The 18,127-nt window shown below is 56.1% G+C and carries 20 protein-coding genes; 18 read left to right on the plus strand and 2 right to left on the minus strand.

Features of this window, described 5'->3' with window-relative positions; genetic code table 11:
• The 18 genes from VSS37_RS05805 to VSS37_RS05890 all read left to right on the plus strand — a co-directional run.
• Positions 1-979, plus strand: a 979-nt coding sequence (locus VSS37_RS05805; protein ID WP_324693820.1) for a phage portal protein, incomplete at its 5' end; no start/stop codon positions are given.
• A complete protein-coding gene (locus tag VSS37_RS05810) occupies positions 960-1,667 on the plus strand; it encodes a head maturation protease, ClpP-related (protein ID WP_324693822.1) in 708 nt (235 codons plus the stop codon). The genes VSS37_RS05805 and VSS37_RS05810, both read left to right, overlap by 20 nt.
• A gap of 9 nt (positions 1,668-1,676) precedes the next feature.
• Complete coding sequence (locus VSS37_RS05815) at positions 1,677-2,915, plus strand: phage major capsid protein (RefSeq protein WP_324693823.1); 1,239 nt, start codon at positions 1,677-1,679, stop codon at positions 2,913-2,915.
• A gap of 5 nt (positions 2,916-2,920) precedes the next feature.
• The gene (locus VSS37_RS05820) at positions 2,921-3,127 is read left to right on the plus strand and encodes a hypothetical protein (RefSeq protein WP_324693824.1); all 207 of its coding nucleotides are present in this window, start codon (positions 2,921-2,923) and stop codon (positions 3,125-3,127) included.
• Positions 3,102-3,689 carry a head-tail connector protein gene (locus VSS37_RS05825; RefSeq protein ID WP_324693826.1) on the plus strand — a complete coding sequence of 196 codons (588 nt, stop codon included), beginning with the start codon at positions 3,102-3,104 and terminating at the stop codon, positions 3,687-3,689. Before VSS37_RS05820 ends, VSS37_RS05825 begins: the two co-directional genes overlap by 26 nt.
• On the plus strand, positions 3,686-4,015 hold the full coding sequence (locus tag VSS37_RS05830; RefSeq protein WP_324693827.1) for a phage head closure protein: 330 nt from the start codon (positions 3,686-3,688) through the stop codon (positions 4,013-4,015). The genes VSS37_RS05825 and VSS37_RS05830 overlap by 4 nt, the downstream gene beginning before the upstream one ends.
• Positions 4,012-4,491: an HK97-gp10 family putative phage morphogenesis protein gene (locus tag VSS37_RS05835; RefSeq protein WP_324693828.1), complete on the plus strand. Its 480-nt coding sequence runs from the start codon at positions 4,012-4,014 to the stop codon at positions 4,489-4,491. Before VSS37_RS05830 ends, VSS37_RS05835 begins: the two co-directional genes overlap by 4 nt.
• Positions 4,488-4,868, plus strand: a complete 381-nt coding sequence (locus VSS37_RS05840) for a hypothetical protein (protein WP_324693830.1) — start codon at positions 4,488-4,490, stop codon at positions 4,866-4,868. The genes VSS37_RS05835 and VSS37_RS05840 overlap by 4 nt, the downstream gene beginning before the upstream one ends.
• 1 nt (position 4,869) lies before the next feature.
• Positions 4,870-5,316, plus strand: a complete 447-nt coding sequence (locus tag VSS37_RS05845; RefSeq protein WP_445971474.1) for a phage tail tube protein — start codon at positions 4,870-4,872, stop codon at positions 5,314-5,316.
• The gene (locus VSS37_RS05850; RefSeq protein WP_324693832.1) at positions 5,316-5,648 is read left to right on the plus strand and encodes a hypothetical protein; all 333 of its coding nucleotides are present in this window, start codon (positions 5,316-5,318) and stop codon (positions 5,646-5,648) included. The genes VSS37_RS05845 and VSS37_RS05850 overlap by 1 nt, the downstream gene beginning before the upstream one ends.
• 29 nt (positions 5,649-5,677) lie before the next feature.
• Positions 5,678-5,863, plus strand: coding sequence for a hypothetical protein (locus tag VSS37_RS05855; protein WP_324693833.1), 186 nt, complete (start codon positions 5,678-5,680; stop codon positions 5,861-5,863).
• Positions 5,856-8,945, plus strand: coding sequence for a transglycosylase SLT domain-containing protein (locus VSS37_RS05860; RefSeq protein WP_324693834.1), 3,090 nt, complete (start codon positions 5,856-5,858; stop codon positions 8,943-8,945). The genes VSS37_RS05855 and VSS37_RS05860 overlap by 8 nt, the downstream gene beginning before the upstream one ends.
• Positions 8,946-8,958: 13 nt before the next feature.
• A complete protein-coding gene (locus VSS37_RS05865) occupies positions 8,959-9,831 on the plus strand; it encodes a hypothetical protein (RefSeq protein ID WP_324693835.1) in 873 nt (290 codons plus the stop codon).
• Positions 9,832-10,049: 218 nt separating this feature from the next.
• The gene (locus tag VSS37_RS05870; protein WP_324693837.1) at positions 10,050-10,484 is read left to right on the plus strand and encodes a hypothetical protein; all 435 of its coding nucleotides are present in this window, start codon (positions 10,050-10,052) and stop codon (positions 10,482-10,484) included.
• On the plus strand, positions 10,484-11,053 hold the full coding sequence (locus VSS37_RS05875) for a hypothetical protein (RefSeq protein WP_324693838.1): 570 nt from the start codon (positions 10,484-10,486) through the stop codon (positions 11,051-11,053). The genes VSS37_RS05870 and VSS37_RS05875 overlap by 1 nt, the downstream gene beginning before the upstream one ends.
• Entirely contained in the window at positions 11,050-11,460 is a 411-nt protein-coding gene (locus tag VSS37_RS05880) for a DUF6950 family protein (RefSeq protein ID WP_324693840.1), read from the plus strand. The genes VSS37_RS05875 and VSS37_RS05880 overlap by 4 nt, the downstream gene beginning before the upstream one ends.
• Positions 11,460-14,216 carry a phage tail protein gene (locus tag VSS37_RS05885; RefSeq protein WP_324693842.1) on the plus strand — a complete coding sequence of 919 codons (2,757 nt, stop codon included), beginning with the start codon at positions 11,460-11,462 and terminating at the stop codon, positions 14,214-14,216. Before VSS37_RS05880 ends, VSS37_RS05885 begins: the two co-directional genes overlap by 1 nt.
• Positions 14,217-14,264: 48 nt before the next feature.
• Positions 14,265-15,146, plus strand: coding sequence for a hypothetical protein (locus tag VSS37_RS05890; RefSeq protein ID WP_324693845.1), 882 nt, complete (start codon positions 14,265-14,267; stop codon positions 15,144-15,146).
• A 101-nt stretch (positions 15,147-15,247) separates the two neighbouring features.
• Here the strand turns inward: VSS37_RS05890 and VSS37_RS05895 are convergent, their stop codons facing one another.
• Both VSS37_RS05895 and trpE read right to left on the minus strand, forming a co-directional pair.
• The gene (locus VSS37_RS05895) at positions 15,248-16,438 is read right to left on the minus strand and encodes a tyrosine-type recombinase/integrase (RefSeq protein WP_324693846.1); all 1,191 of its coding nucleotides are present in this window, start codon (positions 16,436-16,438) and stop codon (positions 15,248-15,250) included.
• Between the two features lie 187 nt (positions 16,439-16,625).
• A complete protein-coding gene (gene trpE, locus VSS37_RS05900; protein ID WP_324693848.1) occupies positions 16,626-18,107 on the minus strand; it encodes an anthranilate synthase component I in 1,482 nt (493 codons plus the stop codon).
• Positions 18,108-18,127 lie beyond the last annotated feature (20 nt).

The raw sequence follows: 18,127 nt of genomic DNA on the forward strand, positions 1-18,127 counted from the left end.
CAATGACCACCCGGTGGCTGCCCGCCTGCACACTGGCCTTTCCAACCAGATGACCAACGTGGTGCTGTGGGATTCGTTAATCTCTGACATGCCGCTGCGGGGTGATGGCGTTGCCCTGATCGTGCGCACCCACGGCGGTGAATTCGTCGGCCTGATCCACATCCCGCGCCAACGGTGCAGCATCTGGCGGCGCACTAACGGGGAAGTGGCATACACCTGCACACTGGAAAACGGCAAGCAGGTGACACGGCAGGCGGCGGATGTCCTGCATGTGCCAAACTTCGGCTTCAATGGCCTGCACGGGGTCAGCACGCTGGCCTATGCGGCGGGGACGGTGGGCATCGGCATTGCGGCAGACCAGTACAGCAGCGATTTCTTCAACAACAACAGCACCCCGAACGGCTATCTAAAGTTCAACAAGCGCGTCACTGACGATGTGGCAAAGTTCCTGCTGGACTACTGGGAACAGCGCCACATGGGGGCTGGTAAGCGCCACCGTACCGCCATTGTGCCGGACGGGGGCGAGTGGATAGCCACCGGCATTTCACCCAGTGACGCGCAACTGATCGAGTCACGCCGCTTCCAGGTCAACGACATTGCCCGCTTCTTTGGCGTACCCCTGCACCTGATGCAGGAGATGGACAAGTCCAGTTCATGGGCAACCGGCCTTGAACAACAGAACCTTGCCTTCATCCTCTACACGTTGCAGCCCTACCTTGCCCGGATTGAGCAAGAACTGACAACCAAGCTGCTGTCAGGTGGGCTGCAAGTCCGTTATGACGCCGCCGCCCTGCTGAAGGCTGACGCCAAAACACGCTATGAGGCGTGGGGGTTGGCGCTGGGGGGGAACCAGATGCCTGGCTGGATGACCATCAACGAAGTACGCCGGAATGAATCTCTCCCACCCATTGCGGGCGGGGATGAATTGTATTCGCCATTGACCAAGGGGACAGACCCAAATGCACAGAAAACTGCTTGACCTGTACATGCGCAACCAGGGGCGGCAAAAGCAAGCCCCTGCCGGGTTCGCATCCCAAGGCAACGCCTTGTTGCTGGAAGTGACCGATGTCATTGATGACTGGTACGGGTTCAACGCCACTGACGCGGCGGCGGCGGTGCGCCGGGGTGGGTTCGACACGGTGGATGTTGTCATCAATTCACCGGGCGGGGATGTGTTCACCACCGTGGCACTGGTTGCTGCGCTGCGCTCTTGTGGCAAGCCGGTCAATGTTGACATCACGGGTGTGGCTGCCAGCGCCGCCAGTGTGCTTGCCATGGCAGGCACAAGCCGCCGTATCTACACCGGGGCCATGCTGATGTACCACCGTGCATGGACGCTGGCGGTGGGCAATGCCAACGACATGCGTGATGTTGCCAGCCTGCTGGACAAGCTGGACGGGCAACTGGCGGCAGAATATGACCGCGTGACCAGCCGTGGCACGGATGTGCTGCTGGCAAGCATGGACAAGGATACGTGGCTGACCGCAACGGAAGCCCTTGAGCAGCAGTTTGTGACTGAGGTTTATGGCCTGCCGGAAGACAACCCCATGGCGCTGGCAACCTTTGACCTGTCCGTTTACGACAATGCCCCCGCCGTGCCAGCCCTGCCGGACATGGCGGCACACCGGGCGCACCTTGAGCGCCGCCTTTCCCTTTATACCCATTAGGATACCAAAATGCCTACGATCCAACAGTTGCGCGAAAAGCGCACCGCCGCCGCCGCCGAAGCCCGCGCATTGCTTGACAGCGTGGAAGGCAAGGACTGGGGTGCAGACCATGATGAAAAATATCAGGCCATCCTTGCCGACATTGACAAGACCGACAAGCAGATTACCCGTGAAGAACAGGCGTTGGCGCTGGAAGCCTCCAGCCGTCAGGTTATTGAACAGCGGGCTGGCCGCAACGGCGCGACCTTGCAGGCCGCTGCTGATGAAACCAATGTTGAATCGGTGCTGTTCGCTGCCTGGCTGAAAGGCGGGATTGATGGCGTTTCCGCTGCCCGTGCCATCCTGCCAGTTTCCATCCGCGCTGCCATGAGTACCGGCACGGGTTCCGAGGGTGGCTATACTGTCCCTGCCCAATTCGGTGGCCTGCTGATTGAGCGCCTCAAGGCGTTCGGTGGCATCCGCAACCTTGCCACAGTGATCCAGACCGACCATGGGATAGCAATCCCATGGCCTACGGTGGACGTGACCAGCCAGGAAGGCGAAATCGTTGGCGAGAATGCCAGCGTCTCCACTCAGGACATTGCATTTGGGACGGTGTCGGCAGGTACGTACAAGTACAGTTCGAAATCCATCGCCGTGCCATTTGAGTTGTTGCAGGACTCCGGCATAGACATTGAGGCGTATATCACCGGCTTGTTGGCAGACCGCATAGGGCGCGTGACCAACAAGCACTTTGTCGTTGGAACTGGCACTGGCCAGCCTACAGGCATTGTGACGGCGGCAGGCCTGGGCGTGACGGCGGCCACTGCCACTGCCATTACTGTCGATGACCTGATTGACCTGCAACACAGCGTCGACCCGGCTTACCGTGTTGGCGCTGGCGTTGGGTTCGGATTTAACGATTCCACCCTGAAGGTGCTACGCAAGCTCAAAGGAAGTGATGGTAGGCCGATATTTGCACCTGGCTGGGAAACTAGCCAGTACGACACGATCCTAGGAAACCGGTACACCATTCTGCAAGAGATGGACTCCATTGCCACTGCCGCCAAAACAGTGTTGTTTGGGCAGTTCAGCAACTACGTTGTCCGGGATGTGACCAGTGACATCATGCTGTTCCGAATGACGGACTCCAAGTACACCGAAAAAGGGCAGGTCGGCTTCCTGTCCTTCTCCCGCCATGGCGGCGTCTGCCTTGATGCTGGCGCGGCTGGCGCGGCGAACAGCATCAAATACCTAAAAATGGCGTAAGCGTGATGACAAAAGCAAAACAATCGCCACAGCTAGAGGGAGCTAGCCTGCCGGATGCGCCAGACGAGGTGGGGCAGGTGGTGTTCACCACCGGTATTGCGGGGGATGGGTTTTCCTTCTCCCCAGGCATCCATTACCCCTTGTCCGCCATGCCGTTTTCGGCAGCAGAAATGGAGCGCCTGGTAGATGGCGGCCTTGCAAAGCTGGTCTGACACTTTTTGGAAGCCGGTTGGCGACTACTTGTCAATACCGGCAAGCTTGTCACTGGCTGCCGCAAAGTTGCACCTGCGCATTGACCATGACGACGATGACGCTTCCATCAATGCGTACATTCTGGCGGCGTGTGCGGCGGCATCCGGGTACTGTGGGCGGCCTGTGCTGCCCCAGTATTATGACTGCACCCTGTCTGACAAGCCGCTCAGGCCGTTGCTATGCCCACCCGGAACCTATCAGGTCGCCAATGTCATGTACATGGCGGCGGATGGTAGCGGCTTGGGGATGATGGACGGCAACCAGCATTATTACGTGGAGCATGGCGTCAGGCCGCTGCTGGTGTTCCGGGAAACTGCCCCGGCAGTGCTGGGCGGGTACGGAAACCTGGCCATCAGGGTGGCGGCTGGGTTTGACCCGCTGCCGCATGACGCGCTGGTGGCTATCCTGATGATGGTCGGCACGATGTACGAAAACCGCGAAACCGTCAGTCCGCTGACATTGAAGGAATATGGTGCCGTCCAGTTGCTGCTTGACCGCCATTCCATGCCGGTGGCGGTATGAGGGCAGGGCGCTTACGCCACCGCGTGACCATTTGCCGCCTCGCTGAATCCCGCGATGCAGTGGGGGGCGTAACAGAAACGTGGCAAGCACTAAAAACCGTCTGGGCATCAGTCGAGCCAGTGACAGCACGCGAATACGTGGAGCATGTGCAAGTGCATAGCGACATCACCACCAGCGTGCTGATGCGGGTGCAGCCTGATGTGACCGTGCGACAAGCTGACCGCCTGCAATTCCGGGGGAAATGGATTGAAATCGTTGCCCCTCCTATTGATCGTGACAAGCGCGGCATCCACTTAGAGCTGCTGTGCAGGGAGATCGATCCATGAGGCAGAATGACGGCATTGACATTGAAATCCAGGGAGACAGGGCGCTTACTCAGGCGCTGGATGGGCTGCAAGCCAAAATATCTAAGCGCATTGTCAGGCAGTCCGCCCGTGCGGGGGCTGCGGTATTTGCCAAGCGTGCCCGTGCGCTTGCCCCGCGTGACACCAGCCAGCTATCAAAATCCATCCGCACCAAGCAAAAGCCATTTGCAAACCGCATGGGATTCAATACCTGGGTGTATGTGGATTCCAGGGCATGGTATGCGCACATGGTGGAGTTCGGCACACAGCCTCACGCCATTCAGCCGCGCAACAAGAAAGCGCTGTCATTCGGCGGGAAAATGTACCGTGGTGTCATGCACCCCGGGGCCGCAGCCAAACCGTTCATGCGCCCTGCGGCCAATGAGGGGGCGGCTGAGGCTTTCACGGCGGTGCAGGAAAAAATGAAATTACTGATCGCTGAGGCCGTGCGTCTGTGAGCGCCATATTGCTGGCCTTTTCCGATGTCCCCGCCAATGCGGAACAGCTTTTTTATCGTGCGCTTGTTGGGCTGGTGAATGGGCGGTGCTATCCCGTGCTTATCCCTATCGATGTTGCATTACCGGCATTGGCGTACAGCAGGGTATCGACGGCGCCCATTGCCAGCATGGGGTGTCCGGCGGGGATGGGCGCCATCTCACTGTTTCAGGTGGATGTTGTAGGCCAGTCATACATGTCTGTTCTGGATATGGCGAATGGAGTTCGGTCAGCCATGATAGAGACCGGCAAGGCGACGCTTTCCAGCATGATTGATATTCAAACCGATAACCCGATGATTTTCAGGCGGGTGTTAACCTTTAATGTAATGGAGTTCTAATATGCCAGCATGTGGTAATGCAATCAGCACGGTTGGTTGTAAATTTTATGTTGACAAAACCGTTGTTGGAACCGCTGACCTTGAGGTCAAAGGACATACCAGCATCAGCTTTAGCGGGGTCACTTCTACGGAGATTGACGCCACCAGCATGTGCGACACTGAAAAGCAGTACATGTACGGCCTGAAAGATTTAGGCACATTCACCCTGAATGTCAATGTCGATTACACCGATGCAGGACAAAAAGAAATGCGCGCCAATAGCGCCAGCAACACGCTGAAAACATTCAAGGTTCTGCTGGCAAATGGTGATGCCATCGGGTTCTCTGGCATCGTCGGCAAAAATGACACTTCGGGCGGCACGGATGGTAAGCTTGAGGGTTCATTTGAGGTCAGGTTGCGAACGCGCGCGCAAGCTACCCCGTCCGGCGGTTCAGCAGGTAACGCCTAATGAGTGACATTAAAAGCAAGCTGCTCTCTCCGAAACTGACCCCGGTCACGGTAAAAGGTGAACCCCTGTTCCTGCGGCAACTGTCAGCAGATGAATACATGCAGTTCGTGGAAAGCCAGCGGTCAGAAGACGGCACGCAAGGTTTCATGGCGGCTGGCGCTACGATGGTGGCACTGTCGCTGTGTGATGCTGACGGCAAGCGCATATTCAGCACGGACGAAGCCAGCCAGATTACCAGCATGATGCCCTTGTCGACGTTGCGCCTGCTGGCTGATGCCGCCATTGATGCAAATGGCCTTGGCAGCAAGGAAGATACCGCAAAAAACTCCTAAGGCAGCCATTCCGCCAGCGCCTGTACCTGATGGCCAACGAGCTGCATTGCACCGTCCGGGAGCTTGCAGGGAAGGTCACGGTGGCAGAGGTGGAGGAATGGTTTGTTTTTGCGAATCTTGAAATGTGGGACAAGAAACTAAAGGAAAAGGCAATGACAGATGACCAGCGCTCGGCAGCAATCACCGCCCAGTTCGTGGCAATAAGCAATGGCTAACGTCGGCGTCCTTGACATCGACTTGCGGCTGATGACCGCCAAGTTTGAGGCTGGAATGCAGAAGGCGCGGGGCAACCTTGCGACATTCGGAACGCAGCTTGGCAATGCAATGGCAGTGGCATCTGGAGCTGTAACGGCCGGACTGGCAGCCATGAATGCCGGGACGGTTGCAGCCACTATAAAAACATTGGAGCTTGCCGATAGCCTTTCGGCGGCATCCGCAGCTTTCAATGTGTCTTCCCAGGCAATACAGTCATGGGATGCAGCGGCACAGTTAGCAGGGCTTGAGGCTGGCAAGGTCACTGACATCTTCAAGGATGTCTCGGACAAGATTGGAGACCTTTCCACTACGGGCGGGGGTGAGGCCAAAGACCTGTTTGACGAGCTTAACCTGAAAGTGAAGGAGTTTGTCGGGCTTCGGCCTGATGAGGCTTTGCTAAAGGTCGGGGCGGCTCTGGACAAGTCAGGCCTGTCAAAATCACAGAAGATATTCTTGCTTGAGGGTCTTGCCGACGACGCCAGCAGGCTGCTGCCAGTGCTGGAGGATAATGCCAAAAATCTCAAGGAGCTGGCCGAATACTCCAGTCGTGTCGGGGCGATACTGTCCCCTGGACAGCTTGACACTCTGGGCAAGGCAAATAATGAATTGACCCGCATCAAGACAGCCATGATCGGCCTCAGCAACGAGGCGGGCGTTGCCGGAGCGGAATTCATCAACGCGTTCGGCTCAGACATCAGCGAAGCTATTGCAGGTGCCACGAACTGGGCGGTGATGCTGGAATCGGAACTCGGCAACGTCAGCGGAGTGTGGGCAGAATCACTGGCACAGATGAGCACCACGCAAGCAGATTACCTTGCCTCCTCAGTGTCTGACTGGGGTGGGTTACTGGATTACTGGCGCATTGGATTTACTTACTTGCCCGTATGGAGCCAAGCTGCCTTTGAGGCAGTTCACAGCTACGGGGAGGCATTCGGTGCACGGTTTTCCGCCCTAAATTACCAGCTCGGGGCAGGATGGCAAGTAATGTTTGCCAGTATGGCCAAGATTGCGGGGGCGGTATTCGGGAAAATTGCCGACATGGCGGGCGGCATGGCCAGCGCCGTACTGGGGAAGATTGCCGCCCCGCTGGATGCAGCAGCATCTGCGCTTGGGAATATCCCAGGCCTTGATTCCCTTGCCAGTGACATCAATGCCGCTGCGGGCGCAATGCGCAACATGCAGGCCAGCGCGGCTGGCGCTGGCGACAGCGTGCGCGCAAAGTTCGGCGAGTGGGCTGATGGCTATATGGCCGTGGCGGAAGCGTCTGCCAATGCGTCACGCATTGCCAGCGCACAGGCGCAGGCGGCAAGCCTGAATGCACAATACGTGCTGGCGCAGGCATCGGCAACGCAGGTGCAGGCGGAACAGCAACGGGTGCTGAACAACGAGTTCAACGCAGCCAGCAAGCAGTTTGAGCGGCTGAATACCCAGTATGATGTTGCCGCCGCTGGCGCTGCCAAGGCTGATGCCGCCAATGCCAAGCTGGGCAAGGGGGCCATTGATGCTGCCAACAAGGCCGCATCAGCCACCAAAAAGGCCGCAGAACAACAACTGAGCGCCCCATGGCTGAAGGGTTCCCAAGCGTTCAGGTCTGAAATTGATGCTGCCGCCAAACGCTTCAACGTCGATGCCAACCTGGTGCAGGCGGTGATCCAGCAGGAAACCGGCTGGATGAAGAACGCCGCCGCCCAACTCAAGGCGGTTTCCCCAGCGGGTGCGAAGGGTATCATGCAGGTCATGCCCGGCACGGCAGCGATGGTTGCCAAAGAAATCGGCATGACCAACTACAACCTGTTCAGCGCCGCTGACAATATCAACCTTGGCACGGCTTACCTTTCCCAGCAACTGACCAAATATAATGGCGACATCGAGAAAGTGGCAGCGGCTTACAATGCAGGCCCCGGCGCTGTCGACAAGTATGCAGGTATCCCGCCCTACAAGGAAACCCAAGTTTACGTACAAAAGGTATTGGGTTACTACAAGGATTTGACGGCAGGCGTTGATACCTCTGGTGAGAGCCAGATCAAGGCCATCATGAAGGTAGAAGAAGAGCGCCAGAAAGCTGCGCAAGAATTACAGGATGCCCAAGACAAGGAACTTGCCGGGCTTAAAGACCAACAGGCACAAATCCTGCTATCCGGGGAAGCCTATTATGCCGCCACATTGGACGCAAAGGGCTTTTCTGATAGCGTGATCAAGCAGGCGGAAGCCCTGCATTACGCCAACACCCTGATGGGCGAACAGAAGGCCATTGCTGACGAACTGGCGAAGGCCGGAACCTCGACCGTCGGCAGCTATGAAATCGACCTGAAAGCCAAGGGGTTGAACAAATCAGACATCAGCGGGCTGGTGGGCAAAAAGATGCAGGTGGAGCTTGCCAACCTGCAAAAGCAGACTGCTGCCATGCGTGCTGAAGCCACGATGACCGATAAGGCGTTCAGGGAATGGCAACTCACCACAGAAACCGGCCTGACCCCGGCAATGGCACAACTGCAAGCGCAGTCGGAACAGGACGCCCAACGGATGATGGATTTGCACAATGCCGCCAAGTCGGCATTTGACGGGATTGGTGATGCAATCCTTGATACCGTGATGACGGGTAAAGCCAACTGGGGCGACCTGATCCAGTCCATGATCAGGGAAGCCATCAAGCTCAAGGTGATCAAGCCGTGGCTGGACAGCATGATGTCAGGTGGGTCAAGCACAGGCGGCGCTGGCGGAATTTTCTCTTCAATTGGAAAACTGTTTGGGTTTGCCAATGGGGGCACATTTGACGTTGGCGGTGCGGGCGGCGTGGACAGCCAGGTGGTTGCCTTCCGCGCCACCCCCGGTGAACGGGTCATTGTGCAGACACCAGACCAGCAAGCCGGTGAGGGGGTGACCATATCCATGCCAATATCCATTGATGCGCGCGGCGCTGATTCTGGAGCTGTTGAGCGCATCCAGTCAGCGATTGCCAGCATGGAATCCCGCATCTACCGCAACATACCAAGTGTTGTTCGCCAGGCACAAATCCGTAACCGCGTGTCTCCAAGCATTTAAAGGGCATTTGTTTATGACTTACACGAATTCAAACATTCAGACCCAGCAATCACTGGGCAATATAAAGTTGTCAACCGTTGTTGATGATGATAATGAGCATATACAACGCATAGCGTTAACCGATGTTAATAATTTACTGACTAGTACATTGTCAGGATTAGGCGGACTAATCGATACTGATGTTTCCGACGAAAGCATGCTAGTTGCAGTATTTAGCGGCACATTTTCGCTACAGGCTACGTTTTGGGCTAGTGCTGATGGCGTAACATTTGTGCCAATTTTCGGTATTAAAAGTGATACAGGTGTTGCCTCAGTGGGCACAGGGGCTTTAGCGGCCAATGCGGCTTACCAATTTAATGTGGCCGGATTTAAAAAATTCCGAATGATATGCAGTTCATACACCAGTGGCGCAGCAACTGTAGCCCTCTCTAGCTCCACACTGTCATCTGGCATATATAACCCACCACCGCTTACCATTGGGGCGGGGCCGAACAGTGCGGCAAATCGAGCGTTTGTACAAAATGTGCCAAGCTCGCTATGTGTATATGCGGAAGGTGTGTCAGGGGCGGCAGTAACCTTAACACTGCCTGCTGTTACCTCGCAGTACCATTACATTGACACTTTAAAGATAGTGGCTTATTACGCGGCCGCAGTAGCAGCTAGCGCCACTCCCATCACTGTGACTACCACCAACATGATTGGCACTCCGAAATTTTATCTCCCTACAGGATTGAATCAAGGCGAAGCGGTACGGTTAGAGCCTTTTAGTGGTGGTGGGTATATTCGATCTAATGCAGTAACGACGGCTACCACTGTGGTAATGCCTGCCACGCCGGGGATACTGTGGTCTGCATTGTGTGCATACACGACTAGCGCAGGCTTATAACGATGCTTGCCCCGTTGTTGTTGGCTGCTTCAGTCCCTACCGAGAGCCTATGGGCAGGCGGGCATCCGGCAACGCCAGTCCCGAAGTCCATTTCTGTCAAGAGCCAGCAACCAACATTGGTCAGCACGTCCCACAACCTGCGCACCCAGAGCCGCACCAGAGGGGCGCAACGCTGGCAATGGAGGTTTGACTGGGGCGTGTTGCCTAGATCTGAAGCCATGCCATTACTCGCTTTTGCGTTATCCATGCGAGGCCAGCACGGCACTTTTTACGTGCCATTGCATATATTTGGTAATCGGAATGGTTGTACAGGCAATGCCACTGCCCCTCTCATCAATGCTGGCAATGCTGGTGACCGTGAGATATTGGTTGGGGGCCTGATCCCAAACGCAAGCTTCGCCCGAGCTGGAAATTTTGTGCAATTTTCCAGTCATGACAAGGTTTATATGCTGGTGGCAGACGTTGTGCCAAATGCAGGAGGCATAGCCAGTTTGATGGTTGAGCCTGCATTAAGCTTCCCTGTCCAGTTGGGCGGGATGGCAAAGTTTGATGCCATATCTGCAAGGGTGCGTTATGCGACAGACGATCATGTCATGGATATGCAGCCTGGTGAGTTTGTCACCTACAGTGCTGAGTTCGTGGAGGCTCTCTAGTGTCTGGGCGCGGGGCAAGCATTGCGGTGCTGGATCAGGTGTCAGCCGACAGCAACCAGCCAATCCACTTGGTGGAGCTTTACCTTGATGCCGCAGCGACATTCGCCACTGATTTCTATCGGGCGGTGGCATGGAATGGCAATGAGTATCTGGCGCTGGCGTCCTACCTCTCCTTTGACCAGATCGAGGAGACGGGCGACCTGTCAGGCAATCAGACCACCATCCGGATGTCCGGCGTGGATCAGGCGTGGGTGTCTGCCGTACTCCAATATGATTTCATTGACCGCAGGGTAGTCATCCGCAAGGCATTTATCGACGCTTTCGGGGGTGTGGTCATTGACCCGCTACCGATCTTTGACGGGCGGTGCGATCAGCCAACCATCGAGGAGTCTCCGGACTCAGGGGATTGCATTGTCAGCATTACAGCAGGCAGCCACTGGGTTGACTTCGAGCGCCGTCCGGGGCGGCATACCAACCTGTCTGAACAGCAGATTTACGCACCTGGGGATAATGGTTTCGGGTTCATCACTTCCAGCGGCAAGGAAATACTCTGGGGGCAAAAGGCATGATAAAACTTGTCAAGTGGGCAACTGACCAGATGGGGAAGCCGTTCAAGTGGGGGGAAACCAACTGTGTGGCGCTGGCCCTTGCTGGCATTGATGCACAGCACGATACCGACTTGCTGGACAAGTACCGCAAGCACATGGCCTCGGAACGCAAGGCATGGGCATGGATGGAACGCCACGGCATGGATGCCATTGTGCTGAGGCTCAAAGATGATGGCTTGGTGCTGATTCCTGCGGGATTTGCCCAACCGGGTGATATTGTCCTGAATACCCACCCGGCATCGGGTGTATCAGCAGCAGTATTGTTACCCGGCATCAAGGCGCTGTCATCCACCGTGCAACACGGCGTTGTCATCCAGACCGCCACGGATTGGCTATTGCAGGATGCCATTATCCTGGGGGTAAGATAATGCCTGCTGTGGTGGCAGTGGGGGCAATGGTGGCAGGGTCAGCCGCCACGGCTTATGCTGTTGGTGCTGGTTTCGTGGTTGCCGGGAGCATTGGGGCTGCGGTCGTTGGTGGGTTGGCCTCCACGGCTGCAAGCATGGTGCTGACCAAAGCGCTGGGTCTGGATGCAGGGTCACTGCCCGATACCAATACCGGCATCAGTGTCAATACCGCCTCCACCGTTGACCCTGTACGCATCATCTATGGCAGGATGCGCTGGGGCGGGACGCTGGTTTATATAGCCACGTCGGGTGATGACAACGTGTTCCTTAATCTGGTGATCGTGCATTGTGAGGGCGGGATTGCGTCCATCGGGCAACTGTACCTGGACAACACACCCATTAATGACCCAAAGTTTGCGGGCAAGGTCTATTATGAGACATACACCAACGGTGGGTATTCCGCTGCATTGGGGGCGCAATGCCCGGAATGGGACAGCACGCACACGCTGAATGGCCTTGCTTACTCCTATGTCCGCCTGAATTACGACCGTGACACATGGACGGGCATTCCAACCATTACCGCTGACATCAGTGGGCGCTTGTGTTATGACCCGCGTGACGGGCTGACCAAAGAGACTTCAAACCCGGCATTGTGCGTGCTGGACTACCTGACCAATGCCACGTTCGGGCGCAACCTCCCAACCGCTTCAATCCACACAGCGTCATTCATTGCTGCCGCCAATATCTGCGAGCAGACGTTTGTGGATACCGCTGGTACGGGCAGGTATCTGCATACATGTAACGGTATCATTTCCCCGGATGATGACAGCCTGACCAATATCCGCAAGCTTCTAAGCCCCATGCGGGCGCTGCTGGTATTCAGTGCCAGGGGTTACAGTGTCATCCCGGATACTGCCGCCGTGCCGACACTGGCATTCAGCGAAGACAATATTACCGGGTCATGGCGAATTTCGGTGGGTGGAAAGCGCAGCAAGTACAACCGGGTACAGGCTGACTGGATTAACCCTGACAATGAGTACCAGGCGGACATCTACACCGCCGATAGCACAACTTACCGGGCTGCTGACAATGGCCTGTTGCTGGAATCGCAAATCACCTTGCCGATGACCAATAACCCGGTTGAGGCGCAGATCCTTGCGGAACGGCATCTGCGTCAATCGCGGTTCTGTATCACCTGCACCTTCCGGGCAACGATTGCCGGGATGGTGGCAGAAGTGGGCGATGTGGTGACGGTCACGCACAGCACACCGGGATGGGTTGCCAAGCCATTCAGGGTGCTTGCCATGCGCCTACAGCCCGACGACGAAGTTGAACTTGACCTGATCGAGTATGACGATGCTGTTTATGCGCCTCACCCACTGACTGCGCCACGCACCACATCCCCTACTGGGCTTGATAACTGGACGCCACGGATTGTGGCACTGACAGCCGCCGAGGAACTGGTGGAATCGGTCACTGGCGTGCATAGCGTTGTCAATGTGGCGTGGACAACCGGGGTTTATTACGACCGGGCGCGTTTACGGTATCGGGTTGATGCAGGCGATTGGGTGCGCCTGAATGATGTGTTCGGTTATTCCACCAGCTTCACTGTGCCTGATGGCACGCACCGGGTTTATGTTGAAGTGACCCCGGTCAATATCAAGGTAGGATCACCCTCTTATGTGTCGCTGGATGTGTACGGCAAGACCGCACCGCCTGCTGATGTGGCAGACCTTGCCGGGAACCTGTCAGACCGTAGCCTTATCATCACATATCGCCCAACCGATGAGGCTGATGTGCGGGTCGGTGGGGCGCTGCTGTTGCGGTTTGCCCCTGTCCAGACGGGGGCGACGTGGGATAACGCGCAATCGTTGGCGCAAGCACCGGGGAATAGTTCCTCTGTCACTGTGCCAGCCGTGTCGGGGGCGTACCTTGCCAAGTGGCAGGATTCCAGTGGCAACCTGTCGGCAAACCCAATGATACTGTACTCACAGGCCAATGGGGCAATCGGCATGTACCAGGCATTTGCAGCCGATGAAGCCAACAATGCGTTCCCTTGGGGGGGCGACGACATCAATATAGTGCGCTATACAGGTTCCCGTAACGGCATTAGGCTTGATGATACTGCCTTGCAGGGCGTGTACATGATGTTCAACAGCTACGATGCTGGCACGGTGTACACCATGCGCATCATGACCAATGTGCTGTTCACCACGGTCATGGTCAACGATTATGTAGATGGTTGGGCTTTATGGGATTCCATCACTGATGTGGATGCTGTAGCCACCAATGCACCCTATAACCTGATGGATGGGTGGGTAACAGCAGATGGGCGCGGGGCATGGGATGGCCTGCCTGTGGGTGGCGGCAGCGTAACATGCCAGTATTCGACTTCGCAAGATGGTGTCATATGGTCTGAATGGTCAACGGCTCAGGCCGCGTTTGATGTGCGGTGCAGGCTGATCTATTTCCGCTTGCTTCTTCGTGTTGACCGCCCTGACATCAATGTGGATGTGACGAATGCCCAGTTCACCGTTTCGCTTGCCGGGCGCGTTGAGAAGGGGAACGACATTGCCGTCCCCGCTGCTGGCCTGACTGTCTATTACACTTCGCCGTTCAATACCACGCCCGCTGTCACCATTCTGTCACAGGGTTTAATGACCGGTGATTACCACCTCATATCCAGCAAAAACAGGTTCGGCTTCACGCTCCAGTTCTTGAATTCGGCGGGCGCTGGTGTTGCCCGCACTTTCGACTACATCGCCCAAGGGGTTTGACTTATGCCACAACATGACTACATTATAAGCAATGACACTGGCGCGAATGTGCGCACAGACATCAACAATGCGCTGCAAGCCATTGTCACCGGCAATAGCGGGTCATCCCCCCCGTCAACCTTTTACAAGCACCAAACCTTTATTGATGAGATGGAGGGCATCGAATACCGGCGCAATCAGGCCAACAGCGCATCATTCCCGATTGCCCGCGTATCTGGATCAGTTATCCAAACCGTCACCGCAAACACGGTGCTGACTGCGGCGGATGCCTGCAAGATCATTGTCATGGGTGTTGGGTGTGCCACGCTGACGCTGCCAAGCGCGGCAGCGGTAGGGGCTGAATGGTATGTAGATGTGCTGGCGCAGTCAGCCGCAGTGCAACAGATGATTGTAAGCCCGTCGGGTAACATCAATGGCTTCGGGCTGACGATCTACCAGCCGTTCGGAACAAGCGTTAGGCTCATCAGCACCGGCAGTGCGTGGGTATGCGTGGGGGACTTCCTGCGGGGTGGTTATTGGGCGGGGACAATCAGCAGCACAACGATAACAGCGGAAAACACTGAAACACAGTGCGCTCTTGCAGTAAGCGGCACCGTGACAATACCAGCAACTGTTTCCAGCAATAAATGGACATGCCCAGTCAGCGGTGTTTGGGACATATATGCGGCGATGGCAGGGAATTTTACCACGTCAGCAACGAATTACGGGGTGGTTCGGCTTATCGCCAAAGTCAATGCCACACAGGTTGCAGACGATGTCAGAAATTATCCAACCCAGAACTTTACCATTAACGGCAGTGCACAATTTACAGCTTGCGGGATTCCCCTGAAAGCAGGTGATCTTATTGACTTCTATGCATTTAAGTACAGTGGGGCGGCTGCGGCTGGATGGACGACACCAGCCGGAAAGGTGCGTTTTGCATTACGTTGAACGCCATGGGTGGGTGGGTCGCAACTCGCCCACACTCTCCTGTAGACCGCGCCCCAAACGCTATTTTTAGCTGTGCCAATTTTAAAAGGCAAAGCCCATCGTTAGATGGTGCGTACCGACAGAGACTCCAGCATGTCGGCATAGTCCTGCATCATCTGGCGGCGCTCTGGCAGGTATTCGGCATGGTTGTATGGCCTTATGGACTGGTTTCGTTCGGCGTGCGCCATTTGCCTTTCTATCACTTCAGCACGGTACTTGCCGGACTCATAGAGCAGCGTTGATGCCGTGGCGCGGAAATCGTGCATGGATAATTCTCGGCGCTCATATCCCATGTAGAGGATTGCCGTATTGTAGGTAGTGGCATGGACAGGGTTGTTTATGTTGCGTGTACTTGGGAACAGCACAGGGCAGTTTCCCGTGATTATGTGCAGTTCCTGTAATAGGGCGATTGCCTGCCGTGGCAGTGGTACGATATGGGGGCGCTTCATCTTCATCCGGTCAGCAGGGATTCGCCATTCTGCCGACTCAAGGTCAAATTCATCCCAGCGAGCTTTCCTAACTTCTGCCGTGCGGGCGAACAGCATCATAATCAACTCAATTGCAATTGTTACTGTCCTGTTGCCCTTGTAGTTGCGCAGACGATGGATGAATTCTGCAAGCTCGGCCTTGTTCAATGCTCTGGAGTGCTGCACAGGATCGCGCTCTATTACACCGCGAAGCGTGGCAGCGGGGTCAGTCTCGCAACGCTGCGTGATGATGGCATATCGGAATATCGTGGAAAGCCACATTCTGATATTGATGGCCACGCACTTTGAACCCCTTCCCTCCACAGATTGTAGGACGCCCAGCACATGGATGGGCTTGACCGAGCTTATGGGCATATCTCCTATGGCCGGATACACATCGGCGGCAAGGACGCGCCTGATTTGCTCTTGATATTTTGCGCCGCGCTTTACACCTGTCTTTTCCAGCCATTCCAGCGACACAGATTTGACGGTTAACGCAGCAGCGTACCGGGACGCCTGCTTTTTTTCGGCCTTTTCGGTATTTGGATTTATCCCGTTGCGGGCTTGCTGCTTGGCGACATCACGCTTCTGTCTGGCGCTTTGGAGGCCAATATCTGGATAGTCGCCTACCGTGTGCCTAATTTCCTTCCCGTCCAGCCATAGCCTAACCCTCCATACCTTACGGCCTGACGGCCTGACATCCAGGTAAAGCCCATCATGATCGGGCAACTGATAGGGTTTTTCGCCCGGCTTTGCGCTGCGGGCTTTTGTGTCTGATAGCGGCATACCGGATAACCTTGGAGCAACTCAAGTTGTCCGGTAGGTTATCCGGTTTTATGCTGGAAGTCAGCGGAATGATGAATAATTCAGCGTAAAGTAAATTTATTAACAGGCTGATGTTAGTGGAATTTTATGGGAACCAATGGAAGCTAACCATGATTGTCGACCATCAGGACTTTCATGGTTCACCCCCTCACTTGTGTTTGCCGTTGAGGCCGGAAAGCGCGGCGCTGGCGGCGCGGAAGACCGCACGCCCCTTGTTCATGGTTTCCTCCCATTCGAGGTAGGGGACGGAATCGTAGACGATGCCCGCGCCTGCCTGGATGTGCAGCACGTCATCCTTGATGATGGCGGTGCGGATGGCGATGGCGGTGTCCATATTGCCGTTCCAGGCCAGATAGCCGACCGCGCCGGAGTAGACGCCACGTTTGACCGGCTCGAATTCATCGATGATTTCCATGGCGCGGATTTTGGGCGCGCCGCTGACGGTTCCGGCAGGGAAGGTGGCGCGTAGCACATCCATCGCTTCCAGCCCTGGCAGCAGTTTGCCGGTGACGTTGGAGACGATGTGCATGACGTGCGAATAACGTTCCACGATCATTTTGTCAGTCAGTTTGACGGAGCCGATTGCGCTGACGCGGCCAGTATCATTGCGCCCAAGGTCGATCAGCATCAGGTGTTCGGCGATTTCCTTGGGGTCGTTGAGCAGTTCGGCTTCCAGTTCCAGGTCGCGCTGGTCGGTTTCGCCGCGTTTGCGGGTGCCAGCAATCGGGCGCACGGTGATCACGTCGTCTTCCAGCCGCGCCAGGATTTCCGGCGAGGAGCCGACGATGTGGAAATCGCCTAGATTGAGGAAATACATGTACGGCGAAGGGTTGAGGCGGCGCAACGCACGGTACAAATCCAGCGGTGGCGCTTCAAACGGGATGCTCATGCGCTGCGACAGCACCACCTGCATGATGTCGCCTGCCTTGATGTATTCCTTGGCGGCGACTACGGCGTCTTTGAAGCCTTGCTCGGTGAAGCCGGAAACAAAATCGCTTTCGTCGACATGTTTGGCTTTAGGGGCAGGCCGGTACAGGCGGCGGGCTTCCTGTAGCTGGCGTTCCAGTGTGTCCAGCCGTTGCTGCGCCTGCGGGTATCCGCCTGCTTCTGCCAGCACAATCAGATGCAGTTCACCGCGCAGGTTGTCGAAAACGACAACTTCATCCGACACCATCAACAAAATGTCGGGTGTGCCGATCGGGTCTGGCTTGTCGCGGCCATGGCTAAGCTTTTTCTCGATGTAACGGATGGTTTCATAGCCGAAATAGCCGACCAGCCCGCCATTGAAGCGTGGGAAGTCTTCAATGTCCGGCACTTTGTATTGCTGCTGGAATCCGGTGATCCACGCCAGCGGGTCAGCGACATCGAAGGCTTCAACCGGCTGGTGGGCGCGATGCAGTTCCACCGAGCAGCCAAACACCTTGATGATGGTTTTGGCGGGTAGGCCGAGCATGGAGTATCGCCCCCATTTTTCCCCGCCCTGCACGGATTCGAACAGGTAGGAATAGGGCGCGTCAGCCAGCTTGAGGTAGGCGCTTAACGGGGTGTCGAGATCCGCCAGAATGGTGCGGCGGACAGGGATGCGGTTGTAACCGTGGGCGATATAGGTATCGAAAGAATCCTGATTCATAAGAAATTCCAAACAAAAAA

This window comes from Candidatus Thiothrix phosphatis (assembly GCF_035668035.1).
GTDB classification, from domain to species: domain Bacteria; phylum Pseudomonadota; class Gammaproteobacteria; order Thiotrichales; family Thiotrichaceae; genus Thiothrix; species Thiothrix phosphatis.